22 protein-coding genes and 3 pseudogenes are annotated in these 22,583 nt (G+C 63.6%); 11 read left to right on the forward strand and 14 right to left on the reverse strand.

What is annotated here, in order from left to right; all coding sequences use genetic code 11:
• Position 1: 1 nt before the first annotated feature.
• Entirely contained in the window at positions 2–1,054 is a 1,053-nt protein-coding gene (locus tag ACWW36_RS07625; RefSeq protein WP_456142404.1) for an ATP-dependent DNA ligase, read from the reverse strand.
• 129 nt (positions 1,055–1,183) lie between these two features.
• Here ACWW36_RS07625 and ACWW36_RS07630 point away from each other — a divergent pair, with 129 nt between their 5' ends.
• A complete protein-coding gene (locus ACWW36_RS07630) occupies positions 1,184–1,621 on the forward strand; it encodes a hypothetical protein (protein ID WP_456140961.1) in 438 nt (145 codons plus the stop codon).
• Positions 1,618–2,694 (forward strand): ATP-dependent DNA ligase, encoded by a 1,077-nt coding sequence (locus tag ACWW36_RS07635; RefSeq protein WP_456140962.1) that lies wholly within the window; start codon positions 1,618–1,620, stop codon positions 2,692–2,694. The genes ACWW36_RS07630 and ACWW36_RS07635 overlap by 4 nt, the downstream gene beginning before the upstream one ends.
• A 91-nt stretch (positions 2,695–2,785) precedes the next feature.
• Here ACWW36_RS07635 and ACWW36_RS07640 read toward each other — a convergent pair.
• Positions 2,786–3,007, reverse strand: a pseudogene (locus tag ACWW36_RS07640) (hypothetical protein); the annotation flags it as partial.
• Positions 3,008–3,448: 441 nt separating this feature from the next.
• Between ACWW36_RS07640 and ACWW36_RS07645 the strand changes: the two are divergent.
• The gene (locus tag ACWW36_RS07645; protein WP_456140963.1) at positions 3,449–6,427 is read left to right on the forward strand and encodes an NACHT domain-containing protein; all 2,979 of its coding nucleotides are present in this window, start codon (positions 3,449–3,451) and stop codon (positions 6,425–6,427) included.
• Between the two features lie 194 nt (positions 6,428–6,621).
• On the opposite strand, the pseudogene ACWW36_RS07650 reads toward ACWW36_RS07645, so the two are convergent.
• From ACWW36_RS07650 to ACWW36_RS07675, 6 genes and pseudogenes are all read right to left on the reverse strand, one after another.
• A pseudogene (locus ACWW36_RS07650) lies at positions 6,622–6,897 on the reverse strand (hypothetical protein); the annotation flags it as partial.
• A gap of 258 nt (positions 6,898–7,155) precedes the next feature.
• On the reverse strand, positions 7,156–7,917 hold the full coding sequence (locus ACWW36_RS07655) for a hypothetical protein (protein ID WP_456140964.1): 762 nt from the start codon (positions 7,915–7,917) through the stop codon (positions 7,156–7,158).
• Positions 7,910–8,038, reverse strand: coding sequence for a hypothetical protein (locus ACWW36_RS07660; RefSeq protein ID WP_456140965.1), 129 nt, complete (start codon positions 8,036–8,038; stop codon positions 7,910–7,912). The genes ACWW36_RS07655 and ACWW36_RS07660 overlap by 8 nt, the downstream gene beginning before the upstream one ends.
• Positions 8,031–8,330, reverse strand: a complete 300-nt coding sequence (locus ACWW36_RS07665; protein ID WP_456140966.1) for a hypothetical protein — start codon at positions 8,328–8,330, stop codon at positions 8,031–8,033. The genes ACWW36_RS07660 and ACWW36_RS07665 overlap by 8 nt, the downstream gene beginning before the upstream one ends.
• A gap of 50 nt (positions 8,331–8,380) precedes the next feature.
• A pseudogene (locus tag ACWW36_RS07670) lies at positions 8,381–8,899 on the reverse strand (DUF222 domain-containing protein); the annotation flags it as partial.
• Between the two features lie 62 nt (positions 8,900–8,961).
• Complete coding sequence (locus ACWW36_RS07675) at positions 8,962–9,972, reverse strand: phosphotransferase enzyme family protein (RefSeq protein ID WP_456140967.1); 1,011 nt, start codon at positions 9,970–9,972, stop codon at positions 8,962–8,964.
• A gap of 45 nt (positions 9,973–10,017) precedes the next feature.
• On the opposite strand from ACWW36_RS07675, the gene ACWW36_RS07680 reads away from it, so the two are divergent.
• The 3 genes from ACWW36_RS07680 to gluQRS are packed head-to-tail and all read left to right on the forward strand — an operon-like array spanning position 10,018 to position 12,588.
• Complete coding sequence (locus ACWW36_RS07680) at positions 10,018–11,301, forward strand: aspartate aminotransferase family protein (RefSeq protein WP_456140968.1); 1,284 nt, start codon at positions 10,018–10,020, stop codon at positions 11,299–11,301.
• Positions 11,302–11,330: 29 nt separating this feature from the next.
• Positions 11,331–11,699 (forward strand): hypothetical protein, encoded by a 369-nt coding sequence (locus ACWW36_RS07685; protein WP_456140969.1) that lies wholly within the window; start codon positions 11,331–11,333, stop codon positions 11,697–11,699.
• Between the two features lie 13 nt (positions 11,700–11,712).
• Entirely contained in the window at positions 11,713–12,588 is an 876-nt protein-coding gene (gluQRS, locus tag ACWW36_RS07690; RefSeq protein WP_456140970.1) for a tRNA glutamyl-Q(34) synthetase GluQRS, read from the forward strand.
• Here the strand turns inward: gluQRS and ACWW36_RS07695 are convergent.
• The 4 genes from ACWW36_RS07695 to tgt all read right to left on the reverse strand — a co-directional run bounded on the left by ACWW36_RS07695 (position 12,581) and on the right by tgt (position 17,664).
• On the reverse strand, positions 12,581–13,900 hold the full coding sequence (locus tag ACWW36_RS07695; protein WP_456140971.1) for an acetyl-CoA hydrolase/transferase family protein: 1,320 nt from the start codon (positions 13,898–13,900) through the stop codon (positions 12,581–12,583). The two genes, gluQRS and ACWW36_RS07695, sit on opposite strands and share 8 nt — an antisense overlap.
• Before the next feature lie 20 nt (positions 13,901–13,920).
• The gene (locus tag ACWW36_RS07700; protein WP_456140972.1) at positions 13,921–15,126 is read right to left on the reverse strand and encodes a saccharopine dehydrogenase family protein; all 1,206 of its coding nucleotides are present in this window, start codon (positions 15,124–15,126) and stop codon (positions 13,921–13,923) included.
• A gap of 77 nt (positions 15,127–15,203) precedes the next feature.
• Entirely contained in the window at positions 15,204–16,427 is a 1,224-nt protein-coding gene (locus tag ACWW36_RS07705; protein ID WP_456140973.1) for a cytochrome P450, read from the reverse strand.
• A 4-nt stretch (positions 16,428–16,431) separates the two neighbouring features.
• Positions 16,432–17,664: a tRNA guanosine(34) transglycosylase Tgt gene (tgt, locus tag ACWW36_RS07710; protein ID WP_456140974.1), complete on the reverse strand. Its 1,233-nt coding sequence runs from the start codon at positions 17,662–17,664 to the stop codon at positions 16,432–16,434.
• 17 nt (positions 17,665–17,681) lie between these two features.
• Between tgt and ACWW36_RS07715 the strand changes: the two genes are divergently transcribed.
• Together ACWW36_RS07715 and ACWW36_RS07720 are read left to right on the forward strand one after the other, a co-directional pair.
• Complete coding sequence (locus tag ACWW36_RS07715) at positions 17,682–18,116, forward strand: lipoprotein LpqH (RefSeq protein ID WP_456140975.1); 435 nt, start codon at positions 17,682–17,684, stop codon at positions 18,114–18,116.
• A 142-nt stretch (positions 18,117–18,258) separates the two neighbouring features.
• Entirely contained in the window at positions 18,259–18,750 is a 492-nt protein-coding gene (locus ACWW36_RS07720; RefSeq protein ID WP_456140976.1) for a lipoprotein LpqH, read from the forward strand.
• Positions 18,751–18,820: 70 nt separating this feature from the next.
• On the opposite strand, the gene ACWW36_RS07725 is transcribed toward ACWW36_RS07720, so the two are convergent.
• Complete coding sequence (locus ACWW36_RS07725; RefSeq protein ID WP_456140977.1) at positions 18,821–19,165, reverse strand: DUF732 domain-containing protein; 345 nt, start codon at positions 19,163–19,165, stop codon at positions 18,821–18,823.
• 48 nt (positions 19,166–19,213) lie between these two features.
• Between ACWW36_RS07725 and ACWW36_RS07730 the strand changes: the two genes are divergently transcribed.
• The gene (locus tag ACWW36_RS07730; RefSeq protein ID WP_456140978.1) at positions 19,214–19,585 is read left to right on the forward strand and encodes a hypothetical protein; all 372 of its coding nucleotides are present in this window, start codon (positions 19,214–19,216) and stop codon (positions 19,583–19,585) included.
• Here the strand turns inward: ACWW36_RS07730 and ACWW36_RS07735 are convergent.
• Positions 19,576–20,745 carry a sulfotransferase family protein gene (locus ACWW36_RS07735; RefSeq protein ID WP_456142405.1) on the reverse strand — a complete coding sequence of 390 codons (1,170 nt, stop codon included), beginning with the start codon at positions 20,743–20,745 and terminating at the stop codon, positions 19,576–19,578. The two genes, ACWW36_RS07730 and ACWW36_RS07735, sit on opposite strands and share 10 nt — an antisense overlap.
• Before the next feature lie 112 nt (positions 20,746–20,857).
• Between ACWW36_RS07735 and ACWW36_RS07740 the strand changes: the two genes are divergently transcribed.
• Both ACWW36_RS07740 and ACWW36_RS07745 read left to right on the forward strand, forming a co-directional pair.
• Positions 20,858–21,433 (forward strand): TetR/AcrR family transcriptional regulator, encoded by a 576-nt coding sequence (locus ACWW36_RS07740; RefSeq protein ID WP_456140979.1) that lies wholly within the window; start codon positions 20,858–20,860, stop codon positions 21,431–21,433.
• Complete coding sequence (locus tag ACWW36_RS07745; protein WP_456140980.1) at positions 21,430–22,521, forward strand: DUF1214 domain-containing protein; 1,092 nt, start codon at positions 21,430–21,432, stop codon at positions 22,519–22,521. Before ACWW36_RS07740 ends, ACWW36_RS07745 begins: the two co-directional genes overlap by 4 nt.
• The last annotated feature ends 62 nt before the right edge of the window (positions 22,522–22,583 follow it).

Consider the following 22,583-nt stretch of genomic DNA (forward strand, 5'->3'; position numbering starts at 1 on the left):
ATCAGGACTCCAGAACGTCGTACAGGTCGTAGTTGAGTGGCACGTCGAGCTGTTCGAACGTGCAGCTTTCAGGATCCCGGTCAGGTCGCCAGCGCATGAATTTCACCGCGTGCCGGAATCGCTGACCGTGCACCGTGTTTCCCTCCATCTGGTCATAGGCCACTTCGCAGACCTTCTCCGGCCGCACCGGGATCCAGCGCTTGTCGGCCGCCGAGTTCCACCGACTGGCCTCACCCTCGACGAAGTCGTCGCCTGTGCGCAAGGGCTCGAGATCGGCCAGAAGTTTGAGCCGGTCCTTGGCGGTGAACGATGCTGCGCCGCCGACCATTTGAAGCTCCCCGTCGTCGCGGTACAGGCCGAGCAGGATCGAGCCCACACCTTCCCCGCTCTTGTGGATCCGGTAGCCGATGGCCACGCAGTCCGCGTCGCGTGCGTGCTTGACCTTCACCATCTCCCGCTTGCCCGGTAGATAGGGCCCGTCGAGCTTCTTGGCGATCACGCCGTCCAGACCGGCGCCCTCGAACGTGTCCAGCCACTGCGCACCCTTGCCGGGATCCTCGGTCGTGCGGGTGACGTGGCACCACTGCTTCTCGGTCACCGATTCATGCAGCGCCTGGCGACGGACCCGAAACGGCTCACCAAGCAGCGACGCGTCGCCGGTGGCAAGGGCGTCGAACCCGATGAAGTGAGCGGGCGTCTGCTCGGCCAGCATCTTGATCCGGCTTGCGGCCGGATGGATGCGCTGCGACAGCGACTCCCAGTCCAGGCGGATGCGTCCGCCGATCTCCCGCGGCACGACCACCTCGCCGTCAAGCACACATCGGGGTGCCAGCTCGTCTTTCAGCGCGTCGATCAACTCCGGAAAGTACCGGCCGAGATCCTTGCCACTGCGGGACAACAGGACCACGTGGTCGCCGTCGCGGAAGACCAGCGCACGGAAACCGTCCCACTTCGGCTCGTAGGACCACACCCCGGCTTCGGGTGGAACCTTGGTCTGGGCCTTGGCGAGCATCGGCTCTAACGGTGGCAACACTGGGAGGTCCACGTCATCCATCCTGATGTATCGGGTGACCGGCGCACCATAGTCGCCGGTGTCTACAGGCAGACCGGTCCGACGCGCCTGATTCATCGGCGCCAAGCGGGGACACTAGGCGAATGAACGTTCAACCGTGGAGGTGAGGCGATGAGCACTTCAGCAGGATCGCAGTACCGGACGAGGATGTTTGCCCGGACGCTGGGCCCATTCTTCACGATCGTGCCCACCACCGTGGCTGTCCGCGGTTCGTACATGCGAACACTGTTCACGGAATTCAAGGCCAACCCGATGTGGCCGTGGCTGTTCGGCGCAATCCTGTTGATCTTCGGACTGGTGATCATCGCCTTTCACCAGTACTGGCGCAGCCCCGCGGCGATCATCGTGTCGGCTGTGGGCTGGTTTCTGGCGATACGCGGGGTGCTGCTTCTGACGGTTCCGCAGGCCTATAACGCGGCCGGCAACGCCATCTACTCCTCAGGGGCGACCGTGGCGATATGGGTGTTCTTCGTCTGCCTTGCCGGCGCCGGGCTCTACCTGACCTACGTCGGCTGGAGGCCCGAACCGCGGACACCGGACTCCCCGTGAAGCTGCCCGTGATGCCGCCGGTGTCGCCGATGCTGTCGAAATCGGTTCCGACGATTCCACCGGGCGCCTCGTACGAGCCGAAATGGGATGGCTTCAGGACGATCTGCTTCCGCGACGGCGACGAGGTCGAGCTGGGCAGCCGCAACGAGCGGCCGATGACGCGATACTTCCCCGAACTGGTTGCGGCTGCCAGAGCCGAGCTGCCCGACCGCTGTGTGATCGATGGTGAGATCGTCATCGCCACCGACCGGGGCTTGGCTTTCGAGGCACTGCAGCTGCGGCTGCACCCGGCCGCCTCGCGTGTTGGGATGCTCGCCGAGCAGACGCCCGCGTCGTTCATCGCGTTCGACTTGCTCGCACTCGGCGATGACGATTACACGTCTCGGCCGTTCAGCGAGCGCCGCGCGGCCCTCGTCGAGGCATTGGCCGGGTCCGGCCCGTCGATCCACGTGACACCGGCGACGACCGACCTTGCGACGGCGACGCGCTGGTTCTCCGAGTTCGAGGGCGCCGGGCTCGACGGGCTGATCGCGAAGCCGCTGACGATCACCTACCAGCCGGACAAGCGCGTCATGTTCAAGATCAAACACGAGCGCACCGCTGACTGTGTGGTCGCCGGCTATCGGTTACACAAGTCCGGCGACGACGCGATCGGCTCGCTGCTGCTCGGGCTGTACAAGGACGACGGCACACTCGCCTCGGTAGGCGTGATCGGCGCCTTCCCGATGGCCGAACGGCGGCGACTGTTCACCGAGTTACAGCCTCTGGTCACGAGTTTCGACGGCCACCCGTGGAATTGGGCCGCGCACATGGCCAGTGAGCGCACACCACGCAAGAATGCAGGTTCGCGATGGAATGCCGGCAAGGACCTGTCGTTCGTGCCCCTGCGGCCGGAGCGGGTGGTCGAGGTGCGCTACGACCACATGGAAGGCGAAAGGTTCCGCCACACCGCGCAATTCAACCGCTGGCGACCCGACCGCGACCCACGGTCATGCACCTATGACCAACTCGAGCACCCGGTGACATTCAGCCTCGGCGACATCGTTCCGGGCCTCGGCCCAAGCGACGCCTGAGGAGTCGCAAACAAAGGTGGCTCAGCGCCTGGTTGTCGGCCTCGAACGAATTCCTTGATTCCCCAACCCGTTTGAGCCCCAAGTAGCGAACCTAGTTGGTTGGTGGTGGTTGGGGTTGGAAGGGTTCGTACCACCACCAGTCGGCGCGTTCGCCGGTGGGCCCGGGGCACGGTGGCACCGCGCGCGGAGGGTGGTTGGGTGGGCGCGCGAGCGATCCCGCGCTGAGCCGTCGGCCGGAGCTGTCGGTGACGATGAGGTCGTCGGCGGGTCCGGTGATGGTGATGACCCCGCGGTGGTGCAGCCGGTGGTGATATCGATCATGCGAACAACACTTCAGATGTACCGGCTCGTGCGCCCGAGCCTGTCCGCTCGCCGCGTCAGCCGCCCGGAGGTCGCGGAGGGCATATCGGCGAGCGGGCCGCGCGGACTGGACCTCGGCATGTCGCAAACCACGCCGGGCTCATCGTCTTAGGCTGCATCCAGGGGTAGCTGATGATAAAGGGGGACCATGGCGACCAAGGACCGAAAAATGTCCGGGAGACGCGAAGTGGTACGACCACCTCGAATCAGGCGGTCTCCGTCAAAAAGTCCCATCCGCATACTTGCCGAGGGAACCAATCAGCAGGGCGACTTGCTCACCCGCCTCGCAAGCGACTTGTTCTTCACGCTTGGCTATGACGACTGCTTATTCAATGTAGCGAGGTCCGGTCGAGAACTCGATTTAGTTGGTAAGCACCGTTAAGAGCCTCACGAGGTGCGCGCTGAATTTAAAAGTGGGGCGGATCCGACCGGTGGAGATGACATAAATAAATTCGTTGGGTCACTCGACGCAGAGCGACGGCGGTCTGATCCATCCAGTATATCCGGTTATTTCGTGTCGTTGTCAGGATTCACAGCTACAGCGTTAGCGCAAGAGCAGGACTTCGATAACGCTCGGGTAATTCTCATGGATGGCCGTCGCGTATTGCGCGATCTAATCGATGGTGGAATCGTCGTGCCATATGACGTGGCTGTTGGGACGGCGCAGCAGACCGTCGACGACGGAAAAGTTGTTCTGGCCACTAGTGATCCCCTCTTAATCGGTCATCATTCAGGCTGGTCCTGGGCTGTTCCATTCGAACGAGATGGCGAAGTAATTTCGATATGCATGATTTATGCCGACGGCTCTCCGCTTGATGTCGCATTTGCTAATGATATCTATGCTCTCGGCCAAAATTCGATCGATGGATGGCAAAATGCCCGCATCGCAAATAAAAGAACCCGGGTGAGTCGAAGTTTTCGGGTAACTAGGAGACGTTACACTGATTTCATAAAACAAGAGTACGGAGGAATTACCTTAGAGGGTTTACCTGCGGACCAATCGGTCGGATCGAGTCAATTCAAGCTCGAATCATTGTTCGTTCCTCTGACCTTGTCTCCGCTAACCAGTTCAGCAGAATCTGAAGCGCGACTCGAGGGAAGAAAAGATGTTTTCGATTCGCCACCAGTTGAGGACCAAGCTTCTAACCATCGAACCGTCTCGGAGACGTTGGCGAGGCATCTGCAGATCGCAATACTCGGGCTTCCCGGTTCCGGGAAGACAACTCTTCTGAAGCGATTGGCGGTCGCTTATGCAGACCCTGAGAGGCTAGCCGAAGTTGATGACGACCTACCGAGAACTGGCTGGCTTCCCGTTGTCATAAAGTGTCGGAAGCTTACACCGGGCACACGTACTCCCGTTATCGAAATGATGGCGAATCAGGCCGTGCTCGCCGAAATGCCAGAACTAAAAGACGACTTCCAAGACTTAATTTCTCACGAGCTTCATAATGGTAACCTGCTATTACTAATCGACGGTCTCGATGAGATTTCGGAGCCGACGGACCGTGCCGAATTCGTCAGCCAACTACGTACTTTTATTGGAGTTTATCCCACTTGCCACTTAGTTGTTACTTCTAGGGAAGCCGGGTTCCGATCAGTCGCAGCAGCTGTTGGCTCGATTTGCCAATCCTATAGCGTCGACGATCTGTCGGACGGCGCTATACAGACACTTGTAGCGCATTGGCATTCCGAAGTAATCGGCAAAACGAAGGAAATTCGTAGGAAAGCAGATCAACTCGCTAAATCGATTATTCGCACTGAACGGGTCCGTGCCCTCGCGGTGAACCCGCTCCTGTTGACTACTCTCCTCCTTGTTCAGCGCTGGATGGGCGAGCTCCCTCGTCGTCGTAGCGTGCTCTACGACAAGGCAATTGAAGTACTTTTGATGACGTGGAACATCGAAGGGCACGATCCTCTAGATAAAGATGAAGTGCTGCCACAACTGGCATACGTTGCATTTACGATGATGACTGACGGAAAGAAAACCATCACCAGTGACGAACTCTTAGTTATTCTTCAAACGGCGCGCAACGACATGCCGGAGACGCTTAGTTACTCGCGGATGTCGACCCATGAGTTCGTGCTTCGTGTCGAAGAACGAAGCAGCATCATGACGCTTAGTGGTCACGAGCTTGTTTCGGGTAAGGTGAAGCCAACATATGAGTTCAAGCACCTTACCTTCCAAGAGTATCTCGCTGCTACCGCGATCGTAGAAGGATGGCTTCCGGCCCAGCAGCGCGACTTAGGCATAGTTCAGATCTTGCGGCCTTACGTCTCACGACAGGGCTGGCAGGAGGTTGTCACACTAGTTGCGGTTCTTAGTGGGCGAAAGGCCTCCGAATTGGTGGAAGAAATTGCCGAGCGTCTTTCCAGTGAACTTGAAGCCAATGCGGAACCTGGAGATGCAATGGAGCAACTTTACAGAAATTTGGTGGGTTGTCTGCGAGATGAATCGCTTCTGGCACCCGATCGAGCTTACCGCGCGATCGAGCTAACCATCTGCGCTGCGGACGTAGTCCCAGACCCGTACGAAGCGGCAGTCGATGCGCTCTACGGCGGAAAATTCGACTCTATTGCCCGCGACGCTTTGCACAACAATTTGACGATGAAGAATTCCTATTTATTTTCCTTCGTCGGCACATTGGGTACCTTCGGATTTAAGGATTTCTTGGCACAGGCGGATGTGTCCGAAATCGACGACTGGATACTTGCTCACTTAGATGAACCCAATAAAGGCGCGGTTATCTACGGTGCGGGAACATTGATGCACGCCGCCTGGGATGTTAAGTACGGCGACACCCTCGACCCTGATAAAGTTGATCTTACGCGGTCGACAGGCGCTGTTGTCCGGCGACTAGTCGATCGTCCGATTCGCCGCGATGTCGAGACTTTTGCGTACTTGTGGGCCCTATCGTGGGCGATGCCGACCTTCGCAAAAAGCCGACCGAGACTCGTCAACGATCTCCAATTGAAACTGTTGGAGATTTGGCGAGGTTCGCGAAATCGCCTGATATCGCGCGTGGCGGCCTGGGCATTATCGTCGACGCCTTTCGTGGGCCGATGGCACTTCGACGCGAACCATCGTGACGAGCTGATACGCTTCGCCGATTCTCAGCTGTCTCGAGTACGCCGAAAGAATGACATGCTCGCCAAGGGTGCGCGTGTGATTCAGCGATATGCGACGGCACCTTCCGAAGCAAAATTCCTCGTGGAGCAAATAGTCGCCGATCGAGAACCCTTTGGGATTGAAGAAGATTTCACTCTTCGACTACTCGATTCATTGGGTCCAGCGGGCAAAGCCGCGGCCCGCAAGGAGCTAGAACAAGACGCCAGGAAGACAGGACGTCGCGCACGAGTATTTGGCGTTAGCTGAAAACTGCCTGCATCAAGCCGTCCCTTACAGCTCGCGATACTCCTCGAAGCTCGTCGGAGCCGTCGCCGGGCCATCACAGTTCCCGAGATCTTCGTAGTGGATCCGCATGTCTTGCCGGGCGCTCCAGGTCGTACCCATTGCCGCTCCCGAAGGCGGACTTCAGCGAGGAGGCCGACTTTTGACCCCGACTCGAAGGCGACGATTTCTAGTTCCAGGGTGTCCATCGCGTATGCCCAGTCAGCTTCTCGCCAAAGACGAACATGCGGCATCGCTCGCCATATCTCCCATCGCCGACGGGCCCATCCAGGCCAAGGACCGCCAGCGCGGCTACGCTCCGGCAGATCGGGACCGCTGGTAAACGCCGCGGAATCGACATGTATCCAATCGCGTACCCGCGGACCACGAAAACGACTCTCGCCGTGTGGTTTCGGCTTTGTCCCTCGGGGGCCAGGCTTTAATACTACCGTTATTCAGGGAGCGTTGAAAAACTTCGAAATCCATACATACCGGCAGCCGCTATGCCTGACGTGTTGGCGGTCAAGATCGAAGGGTCACCCCCGCTACCTCCGGGGATGGCTCAGGAAGTCTGGGTGCCCGCCGGGCCCGGCCGATCCGAACAGAAACCGGGCCGGGCGGGCGTTGCGGGGTTGGATCGCTGCTGCCGCCGTGGAGCGACAGCGCGCTCCTACCCCACGCCTTTCACGGCGACCGCTTCGGCGTCCTCGGGGTCAGTCACGTGGTGCCAGACGATGCCGTCGCGAGTCTCTGTACGCTCCTCCATCGGCGCGGGCTTCCTGTAGGGACGCAAGGTGCCGAGGTCGGCTGCACGAATGATGGCCTTCTGCTTGGTGACTGCGCCCCACCGGTTCGCGTCCGGTCCTGGTTTCCCACGCGCTCCACAGCCGTCGGCGGTGCGCGCCTGCCGGGTCCACGACGAGTGCGAGCAATGTCGGCTCGCTCTGCTTCCCGAACAGCTCGACACCGCAGAAGTGAGCCGCCACTCGCAGGGCGGGAAGCAACTCGCTGAGTTCCGTTGCAAGTAGTGGTGCTTCGGTCCATGCGGCACGCTGGTCGGCGGGAGCGGTGACCATCGGATCGCTGTCGCTTTCGGGGTCGACGACAGTAGCTGCGGCAGTGAACCTCTGGGCCGCCTGGTCGAAGCGCTTAGCGAGCTGGCCATAGATACGTGCGGCGTGCGGGCGGTAGACCTCATGCAGCTTGGCGTGCACGCCCGCGATTACGGCGGCGTTGACGTTGCTGTTCTGCTCGGCTTCGGCGTACGCGTTAGCGCGCAGTGTAACGACATCGGCGTCGCTGTCGCGGTCGATAACAGCGGCGACCAAGCGGTCTTTGGACGGTGTCGTCATCGCCTGGTAGTCGAGCAGCCGCTGATGCACAGCGACCCATTCCTTGGGCAGTGAAATGCCAGCAGCCTCAATCAGTTTGACGCGTGCGACATATTCGTCGATGGCAGAAATGAAGCTAGGCATCGAAGCTTGCTCCTCTCACGTGGTCCCGCAATGCCTGGACCACCGCCGTCTTGGCTGCCCAGATGCTGGTCTCATCGCGGTGCGCCTCGTCGAGCAGCTCCGCCAACTCGGCATCACTCATCGCCGCGATGGTCCGCACCAATTCGCTTCTCTCCATTCGTCTTTCCTTTCAAGTGCTCTTGCACCGCCTCCGAGTCGACCAGCCAGCGGCCGGCGACGAGCTTGCCGCCCAATCTCGGCCCGAGTCGCCGCGTCTGACGAGGAGACCGGCCCATCGCTTGGGCGGCTTCCTCGATGGTCATGGTGGTCCGCATTGATGCTTGCAGGGCAGGTGGTTCGGGGACGGCCACTTGACCGTCGGCGGCCACGGCGCCGTGCAGTGCTGCGGCTAAGGCGCGATGAGTATCGCTCACCGCCAAGCCATTCAGCTTTCGCGTGCGGCAGGCGATGAGCACACAGTCTGCGGAAGCTTGATCCGCCAATAGGTGAACTGCTCGTCGGAGGTCGTGGTGATCGAGACCCGCGGTTCAGACCCAAACTCCGGCTCGGGTTCGGGGTCGGGTCGCGGTTCCAGCTTGACCGCCGTCCGCAACTGGCTGACCGTCGCGACCGCGGCCAGCTCGGCGTAATGCTCATCAGACCCCTGGCCCGCGTGCGCCACGATCACCCCGACCTGATCCAGCGACAACCGGCCTTCCCGCATCCCCGCCGCACAGCGCGGAAACTCCGGCAGCCGGTGCGCCACGGTGGCGATCGTGGCAGCAGTTGTCGATGACGAGCCGAGTTTCCAGGCCGCCAACGCCGCCACCGACCGTGCCCCCGTCATCCCGCAGAGCTCGTCGCGATCGATCTCGGCGACGATCTCCACAATGCGCCCATCAATCGCATTACGCTGACCCGCCAACTCCGCCAACTCCTCGAACAACACCTCAAGACGCTCAGCAGGGCTCACCACCACCGGAGGCGCTGCGGTCAACGACATAACCCCATCATCACACCCGGGTACGACAAATCTGGGGGTGCAGAACTCCCGCCGTCACGCGACTAGAAGACGGCCTCGCGCAGCCAATCACGGTCGTGCAGATAACGTTTGGCAAGCCGTGCCGTCCCGGTTGCATAGCCGTCGGTGAAGGCGATCGCCGCATCAGCGTCGGCGTGCGAAGCCACCCAGGCCGTCAGCATGAGCCGGCGCAGCATCACCAGTGTCGGAACCATCTCCAGGTGCTCGACGGGAATGTCGCGTACCTCCCGGTAGCCGCGCAGCCAGTCGGCGATCATCCGCTCGGCCTCCGGTGTGTCCTCGATGAACGACACCACAGCCGCGAGATCGAAGAGATACCAGGACCATCCGCAGTCGTCGAAGTCGATCACGGTGATCTTGGAAGGCGCAGTCGAGGCGTCGTCGGGGTCCACCATCAGATTCGCCATCCGCAGGTCTGCGTGGATGAGGCCGAAACGATCTGCGTCACAGCCGAATTCGGTGAGTCGGCGGCCAACCTCGACGGCCGCGCTTTCCACGACAGCCTCGTCCGCGGCGCTCAGTCCGGGTGCATGACGCCAATTGCCCCAGCGTGCCTCGCGACCAAGTGTGGCGTCGACATCCCAGCTGAACCGGGTGAAGTACTCCGGCGCAGTCCAGCTCTGGACGTGATCGTGCATCGCCGCAGTGATGCGGCCGAGCTCGTCGAAACCGACGGCATCAGGCTGTTCCTCGGCAGTGCAACCGGCTATGTATGTCACCGCGTCTACGTGCAGGGTGTTGTCGCCGACGCTTGCAGCGACCACGTCGCTTCCGTCGCGCGCCTCAATCAGCTCCGGCGTCATCACACCGGTCTGCTCACGCAGTGCAGCCATCCATTTCAACTCCGATCGGATCGCCTCCAGCGAGTGGTAACCGGGCCTGTGCACCCGCAGCACCAATGGTTCGCCGTCGTCCACCAAGTAGGTGGCATTTTCCGACAGGCTCAGCGGGCGCAGCGGCGCGTCGTGATCGCGACCGTAGGCGGGCAGCGCGGCGCGGGCGTAGGACTCATGGTTAGACGGCAGTCCGGGCATCCCACACAGTCTGAAGGATCACGCCCGGTACAGCAGACTGAGCCGGTGAGCTTCTCGAACATCATGGACTCCAACCGCTACACGGCGGACGACGTGGCGGATCCGCTGATCGCTGCTCGTGAACAAGTCCTCGGCCCCGCGAATCGGCTCTTCTACGACCGGCCGGTGCACCTGGTGCGCGGACAGGGCAGCCATGTGTTCGACGTCGATGGTGCGCGCTATCTGGATGCCTACAACAACGTCGTCAGTGTCGGGCATTGCCACCCGCATGTGATCGACGCAGTGATGCGGCAGATGTCCACGCTGAACACCCATACCCGCTACCTGCATCGCGGCATCGTCGACTATTCCGAGCGCCTGCTGGCGACGATGCCAACGGAGATCGACCAGGTGATGTATGCCTGCACCGGATCAGAAGTCAACGATCTCGCGCTGCGCGTTGCCGAAATGTCCACCGGTGCAACGGGAGTCATCGTCACCCGCGACGCCTATCACGGCAACACCGCTGCGGTGACGGCAATCTCGCCGTCCCTCGGGGGTATGACGTCCGTCGGGGAGCATGTCCGCACGGTGGCGCCGCCCGATAGCGCAACGAGCTTCGCCGACGATGTCGAACGCGCGGCCACCGAACTATCGTCAGCCGGCTACGGCGTGAGCTGTCTGATCGCCGACACCATCTTCTCGTCCGACGGCATCTATCCGGATCCCTCGGTGCTCGGCCCAGCGGTCGACATCGTTCACCGGCACGGCGGGGTATTCATCGCCGACGAAGTACAGCCGGGGTTCGCCCGCACCGGCGATTCGTTCTGGGGTTTTAGTCGACACGCCGTCGTCCCGGACCTGGTGACCATGGCCAAGCCGATGGGCAACGGTATGCCGGTGGCGGCGATGGCCGCCCGTTCACAGGTATTGAAGCCGTTTGCCGTCGGAGTGCCGTATTTCAACACGTTCGGCGGCAATCCCGTGTCGATCGCCGCCGCGGGCGCCGTTCTCGACGTCATCGAGGACGAGGATCTGCTGGCCAACGCCGCCGATGTCGGCGCCGAACTACGCACGGAAATGTCCCGGATAGCCGACGCAGATCCGCGGATCGGCGACGTCCGCGGCGCCGGGCTATACGTCGGAGTCGAGGTCGTCAGCGACCACGAAGCCAAGACGCCCGACCGCGCAGGCGCACGTAAATTCGTCAACGCGCTACGCGAACGGCACGTGCTGATTTCTGTCTGTGGACACGATGGCAATGTGCTGAAAATTCGTCCGCCGCTGATGTTCTCCTCCGCTGACGTCGACTGGTTCTGCACCGAATTCGAGGCGGTGCTCGCTGTTTAACACGGCCAGGATGCGGGCACGCCGCCCATATGTCCGTAACAGCATTTCAAGACCTGCCACTCGCTGATAGGGACCGCAGTTGGGACGGCGACGCCGCCGAGAAACGGGTCCGCAAGCGGGCTGACGCGCAGGACGAGCCGAACGAGAAGTACCGTGACGCCCACGTCTGGTACGACAGCGACAAGAAGGACAACTTCACCGCGTACAAGCTGCTGATCGCAGACGTCATCGACGGCAAGCTGCAAGCCGTGCCGCGCGGTGTGATGGCAGCGGGAAACATCATGGAAGGTGCCCGCGGTGGCATCGACATACCGAAAGACGACATCGACCGCGTCAAGAGTCACCTCGCCAAGTACTACAAGAAGATGGGCGAAACGGCTCCGTGGGCGCGCGATTAGCTAGATTGCGAGCGTGACCGCCGGCAGGTTTGCTCCCAGCCCGTCGGCCGATCTGCACATCGGCAACCTGCGCACGGCCGTGCTGGCGTGGCTGTTCGCCCGCTCGACCGGGCGTCGCTTCTTGATGCGCGTCGAGGACCTCGACGACCGCACCCACACCGACATCGCCAACCGTCAGCTCGACGACCTGGCGGCGATCGGCCTGACGTGGGATGAGCCAGCCGAGTGGCAGTCCGAGCATCCCCAGCGCTACGACGCCGTCGTCGACGAGCTTGCCAGCCGCGGCTTGCTGTACGAATGCTTCTGCAGCAGAAGAGATATCGCCCAAGCACCGCGAGCACCGCACGCGCCGCAGGGCGCGTATCCCGGCACGTGCCGGGACCTGACCGAGACCGAGCGCGAAACACGCCGCCGCGGCACTGGGCGCCCGCCGGCGCTGCGGCTCCGCACCGACGACATCGTGTACAGCGTGCACGACCTGCTGCATGGCGAATACACCGGCATCGTCGACGATTTCGTTGTCCGCCGCGGTGACGGCGTCGCTGCGTACAACCTCGCCGTCGTGGTCGACGACGCCGCGCAGGGCATCGACCAGGTGGTCCGCGGTGACGATCTGCTGCCGTCGTCTCCGCGGCAGGCCTACCTCGCCAACCTATTGGGTTATGCGGAGCCGATGTACGCGCACGTCGCGCTGGTGCTCAACGAGGACGGGGCTCGGCTGGCCAAGCGCGACGGCGCGGTGACGCTCGCCGAGATCGGGGTCGAGCGGGCCTTCGAGCAGATCACGGAATCGCTGGGCTGGCCGTCGTCGAATCTGAACGAGCTTCTGGCACAGTTCGATCCGTCGGCGCTGCCGCGGCACCCGTGGGTCTACACGCCGTCTACGTGACGGGCGGGCGGCCGTCCGACGCGCGCTCGGCTGCAGCCAGCAGCTCGTCACGGAACTTCGGATGCGCGATCGCCGCGAGTGCCACACCGCGCTCGCGGACGGTCCTGCCCTCCAACTCCGCGGCTCCGTACTCGGTGACGATCACGTCGACCTGGTGCCGCGGCGTGGTGATCACAGCGCCGGGACCGAACCACGGCACGATCCGCGACTGCAGGACGCCGCCTTTCTCATACGTTGACGGCAGGCAGATCAGCGAGCGGTCCGACAGTTGAAGCCCGACGCCGGCAACGAAATCCTCGGCACCGCCGATCCCGCTGAACTGGCCGCCGGAGATCGTGTCGGCGACGACCTGTCCGTAGATGTCGATCGCAAGCGCGCCGTTGATCGAGACCATGTCCGTGTTGGCGGCGATGACCTCCGGTGCGTTGACGATCTCGACCGGCAGGAACGCGACGTCTGTATTGCCGTCCAGCCACGCGTAGAGCTCGGCGGAACCGAACGCGAACGTCGTCACGCTCACGCCGTCGTACTGGCCTTTGTGGGTGTTGGTGACTTTGCCTGCACTGTGCAACCGCATGCAGCCGTCGGTGAACATCTCGCTGTGCAACCCGTATTCGCCGCCGTCGCCCTCGGCCAGCAGGGTGGCGATCTGGCTGGGAATTGACCCGATCCCCGTCTGCAGGGTCGCCCGAGGCGGAATGAACGCGACGGCGTGCTGCGCGATCGCCTTGTCGACGTCGGTCGGCGGCGCTTCCCCTCCCGGCAGCGCGAGCGGCGCGTCGGTCGAGCGCAGCAAGATGTCGATCTCGTCGACGTGCAGCGCATGGCGATTCTTGCCGAGCCCGTACGTCCGCGGGTAGGCGTCCGAAACCTCGACGACGAGCAGACGCTGGGGATCGGCGCCCGCGCGGCGCAACTCGCCGACCGTGCCACCCGCGTGAAGTGACAGTGAGCACCAGCCGTCGGCGTCGGGCGGCGTCGCGACGGTGGTCATCACCCGCGGGCGTTGTTGCTCGAGCAGCGGCCCGAAACGGCGGAAATCCGCGGGCGTGAACTCGACGTCGGCGCCCGCGTCCCGCAGCGCCCGCTCGAACGGACCGAAGAAGCCCGACAAGTAGTGAACGCCTGGGCGCGAAAACAATTCGGTCCCGACCGCAAGCAGCGCGCCGTAGACGCGCAGATTCGTCCAGTCCTTGCGCTCACCCAGCGCGCGCATGAACGCCGGGGGTTGGCCGGGGCCGAGCGGAATTCCCAGTGTGTCGTCGGTCCCCAGCCGCGCGGCGGCCTGATCGGCGGTCAGCTCTTCTGGCATGCCGCTTATCTTCCGTGAGCTCAGAGCTCCTTCTGACCCCAGGGTGAGCCATAGGCGGTCAACAGGTCGAGGAACGGCACCGGGTCGAACGCCTCCGGGCCGAGCACACCGGCACCGCTCCACGTGCCATTGGCCAGAAGTTCCAGCGCCACAACGGGATTGATCGCGGTCTGCCAGACGACGCATTGGTGGCCGTATTCGGACATCGACCATTGGTTGTCCACGACGTGGTACAGATACGTCGATCGGGGGTTGCCATCCTTACCCGTACCCGTCACCCACAGCCCGGCACAGGTCTTGCCGTGCATTCTGGGGCCGAGCGTCGCGGGGTTGGGCAGGCAGGCGGCCACCACGTCACGCGGACTGACTTCCGCCCCACCAACTTTGACCTTCTCAGTGCGGTCGAGCCCCAACTTGTGCAGCGTTTTGAGCACGTCGATGAACTCCGCGCCGAGGCCGTACTTGAAGGTGGCCCGTTTACACTTCACCCAGCGCGGCATCAGGAGCACTTCTTCGTGCTCGACGTTGACGCATTCGACGGGACCGATGCCGTCGGGGAAGTCGAAAACCTCTGGCTCGGAGAATGGTTCGGTGGTGAACCAGCCGCGGTCGGCCTCCCAGATCACCGGCGGGTTCAAACACTCCTCGATCGTGGTCCAGATGGAAAACGACGGTGCGAACTCGTAGCCCTCGACGGTGAGGTTCGCCCCGTCGCGAGTGCCCAGCTCGTCGATGTCGGAGAACAGATGATCGGCGGCGTACCGGGCGAATACGTCAGACAACCCCGGCTCGACGCCGATGCCGACCAGCGCGAGCCGCCCCGCGGCCTGCCATTGGTCTTCGACGGCGAACTGCTCGTCGCCGAGCTTGACGCCGGTGAGCTCGTACGGCCGCTCGGGATGGCGCTGCGACAGGCTCATGGCCATGTCGAGGTAATCGGCGCCACCGGCCAACGCGCCGTTGAAGATCGGCATCACGAACCGCGGGTCGACCGCGTTCATCACATGCGTGATGCCGTGCTGACTGACCACTTCGGCGACGTCGTCGGCCCATGTCGCGTCGACCCGCGCTGCGGAAAACCGGGGATCACCCACCGCGTCGGCTGCTTGCTTGGCCCGCGACTCGTCGTAGTCGCTGACCACGATCTGTTCGAAGAAATCTCTGCGCGCGGCGATTGAGCAGAACGCCGACCCCACGCCACCGGCCCCGACTAGCAGGATTCGCATGCGCTAGACCGTACCCAACCGAGTACGGATTTCGGCGCGCTTAGCCGCGATCAGTGCTGATTTCCGCGCCCAAATAGCTAGATTGCAACGGAAAGCGACGCCATTCCCCGCAACGTCAGGTTCGGCTTGTACTGCGGCTCGCCGGCCATCTGCGCCCGCGGAAAGCGTGCCGTCACCTTCGACAGCGCGACGGCCGCCTCCAGCCGGGCCAGCGGCGCGCCGAGGCAGAAGTGCGGGCCCTTCCCGAATCCCAGATGACGAATGTTCGCGCGGTCGGGGTCGAACTCGTCGGGACGCTCGAACGCCGATGGGTCGCGGTGCGCCGCCGCAAGCAGCAGCATCATCACGTCGCCCTTGGGGATGACAGTCTCACCAATTGTCATGTCGTCGGCGGCAATTCGGCCCATCAGCTGCACAGGCGGGTCGTAGCGCAGCGTCTCCTCCACCACAGCGGACACCCGCTGCGGATCGGCACTCAACGCCGCCCACTGCGACGGGTCGCGCAGCATCGCCAGGATCGCGTTCGCGATCAGGTTCACCGTCGTCTCGTGGCCGGCAACCAAGAGCAGGTTGCAGGTCGCGACGATCTCCTCCTCGGTGAGTTGATCTCCCGACTCCTCGACATGAATCAGTCCCGACATCAGATCGTCGCCGGGCTCGCGACGGCGGCGCGAGATCAGATCCCGCAAGTACCCGCGCAGCCACAGCCCGGCTTGAAACATTTCGTCGACGCTGTCGGGCGCTTGCCCGGTGAAGGAGATCACCGGGTCGAGCGAAGCTGCGAGCAACGCCGACGCATTGCTGAATTGCGGCTCGTCCTCGATCGGCACGCCGAGCAGCCGGCAGATGACCGCGACGGGAAGAGGATGGGCGAGGTCGGCGATCGCGTCGAAACGGCCGGCGGCGGCCACGTCATCGAGCAGCGCGTCCACCAACGAGGTGATGTCGGCTTCGAGCGCCTTGACGACCTTCGGGGCGAACGCCTTGCTCACCAGCCTGCGCAGCCGCGTGTGGTCGGGTGGGTCGAGGAACAGGAATCCGGGCGGCCCGAACGGCCGAGCGTCGGCGCCCTCGGCGATCTCCCGCTGCGCCGCGGTTGATTTGAGGCTGTCGCTGGCCGCCGACGGGTGCCGCAGCACGTCGTCGCAGTCCTGGAAGGACGAAAACACGTTGAGCGTCATGTCCGGCAATTGCAGCGGTCCGCGTTCGCGGATCTGCGCGTATGTGGGATACGGGTTCGCCCGGTTCGACGGGTCCAGCAGCTGCAGCAGAAGCGTCTGCGATTCCGCGGTGGTCGTCATCTACTTATTGTGCACGCGTCGAGTAGTAGCGGCCCAGAACGTGGGCGCGTAGCTCGTCGAACTCGCCGCCCCTGATCGCTGCGCGGATCTGGTCGACGAGCCTGATGACGAAGCGCTCGTTGTGGATGGTGCACAGCGTGGCCGACAGAATCTCCTTGGCCTTGAACAGATGGTGCAGATAGGCGCGGGTGTAGTTCGCGCAGGTGTAACAGTCGCAGTCCTCGTCGATCACGCTGAAGTCACGGCGGTAGCGGGCGTTGGTGATATTGAAACGACCCGTCGTCGAGTACACGGCCGCGTTGCGTGCAACCCGCGACGGCGACACGCAGTCGAACGTGTCAGCGCCGGCTGCGACGGCGTCGAACAGGTCATCGGGCTCACTAATTCCGAGAAGGTGGCGTGGTTTGTCGGCGGGCAGCTCGCTTGCCACCCAGCCCACGATCGTGGCGAGGTTCTGCTTCTCCAGCGCCCCACCGATGCCGTAGCCGTCGAAACCGCGGCCGTCTTCGCCGACGATCGTCGTCAAACCGCGCGCAGCTTGGCGGCGCAGATCCTCGTACTGCGCGCCCTGCACCACACCGAACAGCGCCTGCGACGGCTTCTCCGGATGCGCGGCGGTCAGCCTGCGGTGCTCCAGCAGACAGCGCACCGCCCACTCGTGTGTCCGCTCCACCGACGCTTCCTGGTAGCCGCGGGTATTGACCAACGTGGTGAGCTCGTCGAACGCGAAGATGATGTCCGCGCCCAATTTGTGCTGGATACCTATCGACACCTCGGGCGTGAAGCGATGTGTGGAGCCGTCCAGATGCGACCTGAACGTCACCCCGTCGTCGTCGACGTGAGCCAGACGTTCCTTGCCTTCGGCGATGATGTCGTCGGCCTGAACCCGTTCGGTATCCATCGCCAGCACCTTGCGGAACCCCGCGCCCAGAGACAGCACCTGAAATCCGCCGCTGTCGGTGAACGTCGGGCCCGGCCAGTTCATGAACGCGCCCAGACCCCCCGCCTCCTCGACGATGTCGGCACCGGGTTGCAGGTACAGGTGGTAGGCGTTAGCCAGGATTGCTTGCGCGCCAAGGTCTTTCATCGTCTCCGGCAGGACTGCCTTGACGGTGGCCTGCGTTCCGACGGCGATGAACGCCGGAGTGTGGATGTCGCCGTGGGGAGTTCGAATGACGCCTGCGCGGCCGAACTGTCCGGGCAGTTCGGCATCAACGCTGAAAAAGGGCTCGCCCACGTCGTAGATTCTGCACTGTGAGAATTCGACTGGTCGTCGTCAGCGCGGCAGGCTTGGCTCTCGCGGGATGTTCGTCACAGCCACCCGAGCCCACGCTCCTGCCGGGTGAACTCGTGGCCGGCACCGCCAAGGTCACCGTCAACGGGCAGGACATCGGCACCACCGAAGCGGTGCAGTGCACGCCTGCAGGCTCACTGACCACGATCACCACCGGCGATCAGACGTCGGGCATCACGGCGCTGGTATCGAACAAAGACAAGCTCACCGCCGAAGCCGTCGGTATCAACAACGTCGGCGGCTTCACAGGAAGCTACAACGCCGGCCTCGGCGGGACGGCGAAGGTCACGATGACCGGCCGCACATACGACATCACCGGAACCGCTGACGGCTTCAACACCGCCGATCCGAGTTTCCGAACCTCGGGCGACTTCGCGGTCAAGGTGTCCTGCTGAGGGCAAATCGCTGACGCCAACGACAGTTGGTACACAGGCAAATTTTTCGCGCATTCGCATGTCGCCGAAGTGAGCGGCCACCATACTGGCCGAGATGATCCGCCGATCTTGACGGATCACGACAACACAAAGGAGAACAGTGGTGAAGCGTGGGTTCCTGGTCGCCGTAGGCGGCGCGGCGATTGTGATCGCCGGTCTGTCAGGCTGTTCGTCAGATAAGAAGTCGGAGAGCACCAGCTCTTCGTCGAGTAGCGCATCCGGAACCGCATCGGCGAGCGCAACGGCAGCACCTAGCGGCAGCGGCACCAAGGTCACGATCGACGGCCAGGACCAGAACGTCAAGGGCACCGTCGTGTGCAGCGCGATGGGCGGAAACATGAACATCGCGATCGGCGACGCCGCAACCGGTATCGCCGCGGTGGTGAGCGAAGACGGCTCTACCGTCACGTCGGTGGGCCTCGGCAACGTCAACGGTGTGACGCTGGGCTACCAGGCCGGCGCCGGGCAGGGCGAGGCCAAGGCCACCAAGGACGGAAAGACCTACAAGATCACGGGCACCGCGACCGGCATCGACATGGCCAACCCCATGCAGCCGGTGAACAAGCCGTTCGAGATTCAGGTCGCCTGCCCGTAGTCAGGTACCTCTGGTTCGACACAACGGCGGCGTCCTCGAGGGGCGCCGCCGTTGTCGTGCCTGGCGACGGTCAGGCCGGCAGCGTGTAGCCAGCCGCCGACTGGCGCAGCTGCCAAATCTGCGCAGGGCACAGCTCGTTGACGGCCTGATTGATCAGATAGGCGCCTTGGTAGTAGTCGGCGGTGTTGAAGTCCGCCTTGACTTGGTCGACGAGCTGCGCGTAGCTCATCTTGGCGGCGACGCGATCACAGATGCTGTCGCCGTAGCCGATCGCGGCGTCGGCGTTCGGGAAGTTGTAGCCCGGCCGCACATGCACATTGACCAGATACGCGACCACGTCGGCATTGGCGGTCGGGGCGGCGAGCGTCGCCGCCGAAAACAGCCCTGCGAACAGGGCGCCAACGATCAGCTTCATGTCGCGAAACCCTACGCTGGCGGGGTGCAGAAACCTACGCTAAGTCGCATGAGACTCATGGCAGCAGTAGCACTCGCGTGTGGGTTCGTCGCGGCGCCGATGATGGCCGCGGGAAATGCGTCGGCGTCACCGGGTTACTGCGACGGGACGGCCTGCATGCCCTATCTCGATCGGACTGCCGTGCAAGGCGAGCAGTGTGTGGCGTCCAGCCGGTACATCTTCGGCATCGATGCGTCCGGCAACACGCTGTACTGCGGCTCCAAGAGCACATGGACGCCGTCCGCGCCGCTGGTTGGCATTCGCACGTTGCGGCTGCCGTGTGGTGAGGACAAGGGCGTCGCGCAGACACCGGATGGGGTCCCGCTGTCGTGCATCGGCGGGGCGTGGACCGCCGACTACAGCTTCGTCTACTACCGCTGAGTGAGGAATCGCTCGACGTAGGGCGCGAACCGGGCGTGCAGATCGTCCTCGTCGAGCCCGAACATTTCGGCCGAGGTCGCAACGCGGCCGAGCCGCCCGCGCTGATGGCCGGCGAGATAGGTGGCCATCGACGCGCGTGCCTCGTCGCTCATGGGTTCGCCAGCGAGGTCGTAGATCCGCTGGGCCACGCCCGGCTCGTCGGCCATGAACTCGTCGAAGCGGACATCGACTGATCGCTGCGCTCCGACCACTTCGCGATCGCGAATCAGCGCGTTCAGCATCAATTCGAGCCGGTCGACCCACGCGGCGGCGATCTCTTCCACCGGAACCTCACAGCGATGCATCCGCGCGGAGTAGGTGATCATCGCGAGCATCGACAGCACGACGGGAACCGGCTCTCGGTGCGTGAACACCACGACCACTCCGGGAAATACGCGGTCCAGTACCGGAAGCTGCTCGAGGTGCTGCGGCGACTTGAGCAGCCAGCGCCGGCCGCCGCGCAGTAACTGCATCGCCTTGAGCTGTGTGGCGAGGTACTCGTAGTGCGGCGTCTGGTCGTGGGCCAGGTAGTAGTCGGTCCAGCGCGGCACGTGCGCCAGGGTCTCGAACAACATCGTCGAGAAGTCGTTGGCGAGCAGCTGGATCTCTTCGTGCACATGCTCGGTGGTCATCTCGTGCATCAGCCGGAAGTGCGGCATGACGAGGTCGATGACCTGAACCGCGACGTCCATGCGTGCCTTGCGCGGGTCCGGTTCGACGCCCGCCTCGGCCGGCAGTGGGAAGGGCTCGACGCTTTCCCAGTACGGCATCGTGCGAAACGTCGGCGCCGCCGCGAGCAGGTTGTGCAGGTGTGTGGTGCCGGTGCGCGGCAGGCCCGCGATGACGATCGGTGGCAGCAGCTCGATGTCGTGGATCTCGGGATGACGCTTGAGGAGGTCCGCGAGCAGTAGGCGGTTCTTCAGCAGCTGCAGCAGTTGCGAGTGGAAGTTGACGATCCCAGGGGCATGCATGTCGTTGATCTCGCGTAGCGCGGAGAGGTAGACGTCGAGGCGTTCGCGGTAGTCGTCGGGACCGAAATCGTCGAGGCCGGTATCCGCTGTGGCCTTGGCATGCAGGGCGTCGGCGTCGAGCGGGCAGTCCGCGGCCATCGTCGCCATCATGTCGCGGATCTGCTCGGCCTCCGGACTGAATCGCGGCTCGGCGAGGTCGTCGAGGTGGACTACGGCTGCTTGGGCGTCGGTCACGGCGACTTATGTTACTTTGAGTTACGTAATGACGGTAGAGATTGGGCGTCCTCGGGATCCACGCATCGACGGCGCCGTACTGCGCGCGACAGTCGAGCTGCTCGGCCAGACGGGATATGCCGCACTGTCGGTCGACGCGATCGCCCGGCGCGCGGCCACGAGCAAGCCGGCGATCTATCGGCGCTGGCCCAGCAAGGCGCATCTCGTCCACGAGGCCGTGTTCCCGATCGGCGAGGCGACCGAGCTGCCCGATACCGGATCGCTGGCCAGCGATGTGCGCGAGATGGTCCGTCGCAGCGCGGCGGTGCTGACCACCCCGCCCGCGCGGGCCGCGCTGCCCGGGCTGGTAGGCGAGATGGCCGCCGACCTGACACTGCACTCGGCGCTGCTGGAACGCTTCTCCGACATCTTGTCGAGCGGTCTGACGGACCGCCTCGACGCCGCGATTGCCCGGCGAGAGGCCCGCGCCGACGCGACGGCCGGCGAGTTGGTCGAGGCCGTCGCAGGCATCACGCTCTTCGCGCTACTCACTCACGGCGCCTCGCTCGACGAGGCGTGGGTCGAGCGCACGGCCACCCTGATCACGAGAGGAATCAGCACATGACCCACGAGTCCACCGCAGCATGGCACGAACTACTCGAGACGCTGGGCTCGTTGGACCGCTCGTTCCTCGAGGGCGACCGCGCGGTCACCGACGACCGCCATATCGCCGACGGCTATCGCATGCTGGCCACCACGCTGGGCGTGGCCTTCGACACCTACCTGTTCTCCGAGCCGAGCCGGCCGCAGTTCGTCGAGGTCAACACCCCTTTTCGCCGCGACCGGCGATGGGGCGGCGACAACACCGACGCCTACTACCACCTCTGCCCGGTCGATCCGAACCGGCGCTACCGCGTCAGCGGAAACCGCGGCGACAGCGTGTACTTCTCGGTGACGGCGTACAACGAGCCGTCGCCGGGGGCGTGGTCGGACCGGATCGTGGCGATCAAGCGCGACGACGATCTCGACATCGACGCGGCGGGCAACTTCTCGTTCGACCTGGGGCCGACGCCCGACGCGGCGGTGCTGATGACCCGCGACTACCAAGCCGATCCGTTGACGGGACGGCCCGTCAGCTGGCATATCGAGGCGCTCGACGAACCCGATCCGATTCGGCATGGCGACGACGAAACCGCGGCGGCATTGCGGGCCAGCGCGGCGTGGCTTCGCACGATGTTCGCGATCGTGCCGCTCACGGTCGGCGCGCGCGTGGACGACGAGCACGCGCTCGGGCACGAAGTCGCCCACGCCGCAAACCAATTCGCCGAGCCATACCAGGTGCCCGATGCGAACTTCGGATGGTCGGCCCGCGACGCGTGCTACGCCTACGGCAGCTTCGTTCTCGAAGACGACGAGGCGCTCGTCATCACCCACCGGCCGCCCACCTGTAGGTTCTGGAATCTCGTGGTGTGGAACCAGTTCATGGCCACCCACCCCGTCATCGACGCCCGAAGCTCGATCAATGGCCATAGCGCGGTGCTGGACGACGACGGCTCGGTGACCATCGTCGTCTCTCGGGGAATGACGGCAAACCCGAACTCGCTGACGACGCTCGACTATCCGCAAGGCAATCTGGCGTTCAGGTGGTTCCTTGCCGACGAGGTTCCGGCCCGCCCGACGGTGAAGTTGGTGAAGCTGTCCGAGCTTTCTTGACTGCCCGGGCAGAAATAACCGTATTAGGTGCCGCGCCTGCGTGAGAGAACGCCGCTCGCCGG

Source organism: Mycobacterium sp. MMS18-G62 (genome assembly GCF_053877835.1).

Bases quoted from the DNA above. Each gene is read 5' to 3' on its own strand.
- ACWW36_RS07700 (WP_456140972.1), bottom strand. From the start codon at position 15,126: ATGCGAATCCTGCTAGTCGGGGCCGGTGGCGTGGGGTCGGCGTTCTGC.
- ACWW36_RS07730 (WP_456140978.1), top strand. From the start codon at position 19,214: ATGAGACTCATGGCAGCAGTAGCACTCGCGTGTGGGTTCGTCGCGGCG.
- ACWW36_RS07725 (WP_456140977.1), bottom strand. From the start codon at position 19,165: ATGAAGCTGATCGTTGGCGCCCTGTTCGCAGGGCTGTTTTCGGCGGCG.
- ACWW36_RS07740 (WP_456140979.1), top strand. From the start codon at position 20,858: ATGACGGTAGAGATTGGGCGTCCTCGGGATCCACGCATCGACGGCGCC.
- ACWW36_RS07675 (WP_456140967.1), bottom strand. From the start codon at position 9,972: ATGCCCGGACTGCCGTCTAACCATGAGTCCTACGCCCGCGCCGCGCTG.
- ACWW36_RS07625 (WP_456142404.1), bottom strand. From the start codon at position 1,054: ATGGATGACGTGGACCTCCCAGTGTTGCCACCGTTAGAGCCGATGCTC.
- ACWW36_RS07660 (WP_456140965.1), bottom strand. From the start codon at position 8,038: ATGAGTGATGCCGAGTTGGCGGAGCTGCTCGACGAGGCGCACCGCGAT.
- ACWW36_RS07735 (WP_456142405.1), bottom strand. From the start codon at position 20,745: ATGATGGCGACGATGGCCGCGGACTGCCCGCTCGACGCCGACGCCCTG.
- ACWW36_RS07695 (WP_456140971.1), bottom strand. From the start codon at position 13,900: ATGCCAGAAGAGCTGACCGCCGATCAGGCCGCCGCGCGGCTGGGGACC.
- ACWW36_RS07705 (WP_456140973.1), bottom strand. From the start codon at position 16,427: ATGACGACCACCGCGGAATCGCAGACGCTTCTGCTGCAGCTGCTGGAC.
- ACWW36_RS07685 (WP_456140969.1), top strand. From the start codon at position 11,331: ATGTCCGTAACAGCATTTCAAGACCTGCCACTCGCTGATAGGGACCGC.
- ACWW36_RS07630 (WP_456140961.1), top strand. From the start codon at position 1,184: ATGAGCACTTCAGCAGGATCGCAGTACCGGACGAGGATGTTTGCCCGG.
- ACWW36_RS07655 (WP_456140964.1), bottom strand. From the start codon at position 7,917: ATGCCTAGCTTCATTTCTGCCATCGACGAATATGTCGCACGCGTCAAA.
- ACWW36_RS07745 (WP_456140980.1), top strand. From the start codon at position 21,430: ATGACCCACGAGTCCACCGCAGCATGGCACGAACTACTCGAGACGCTG.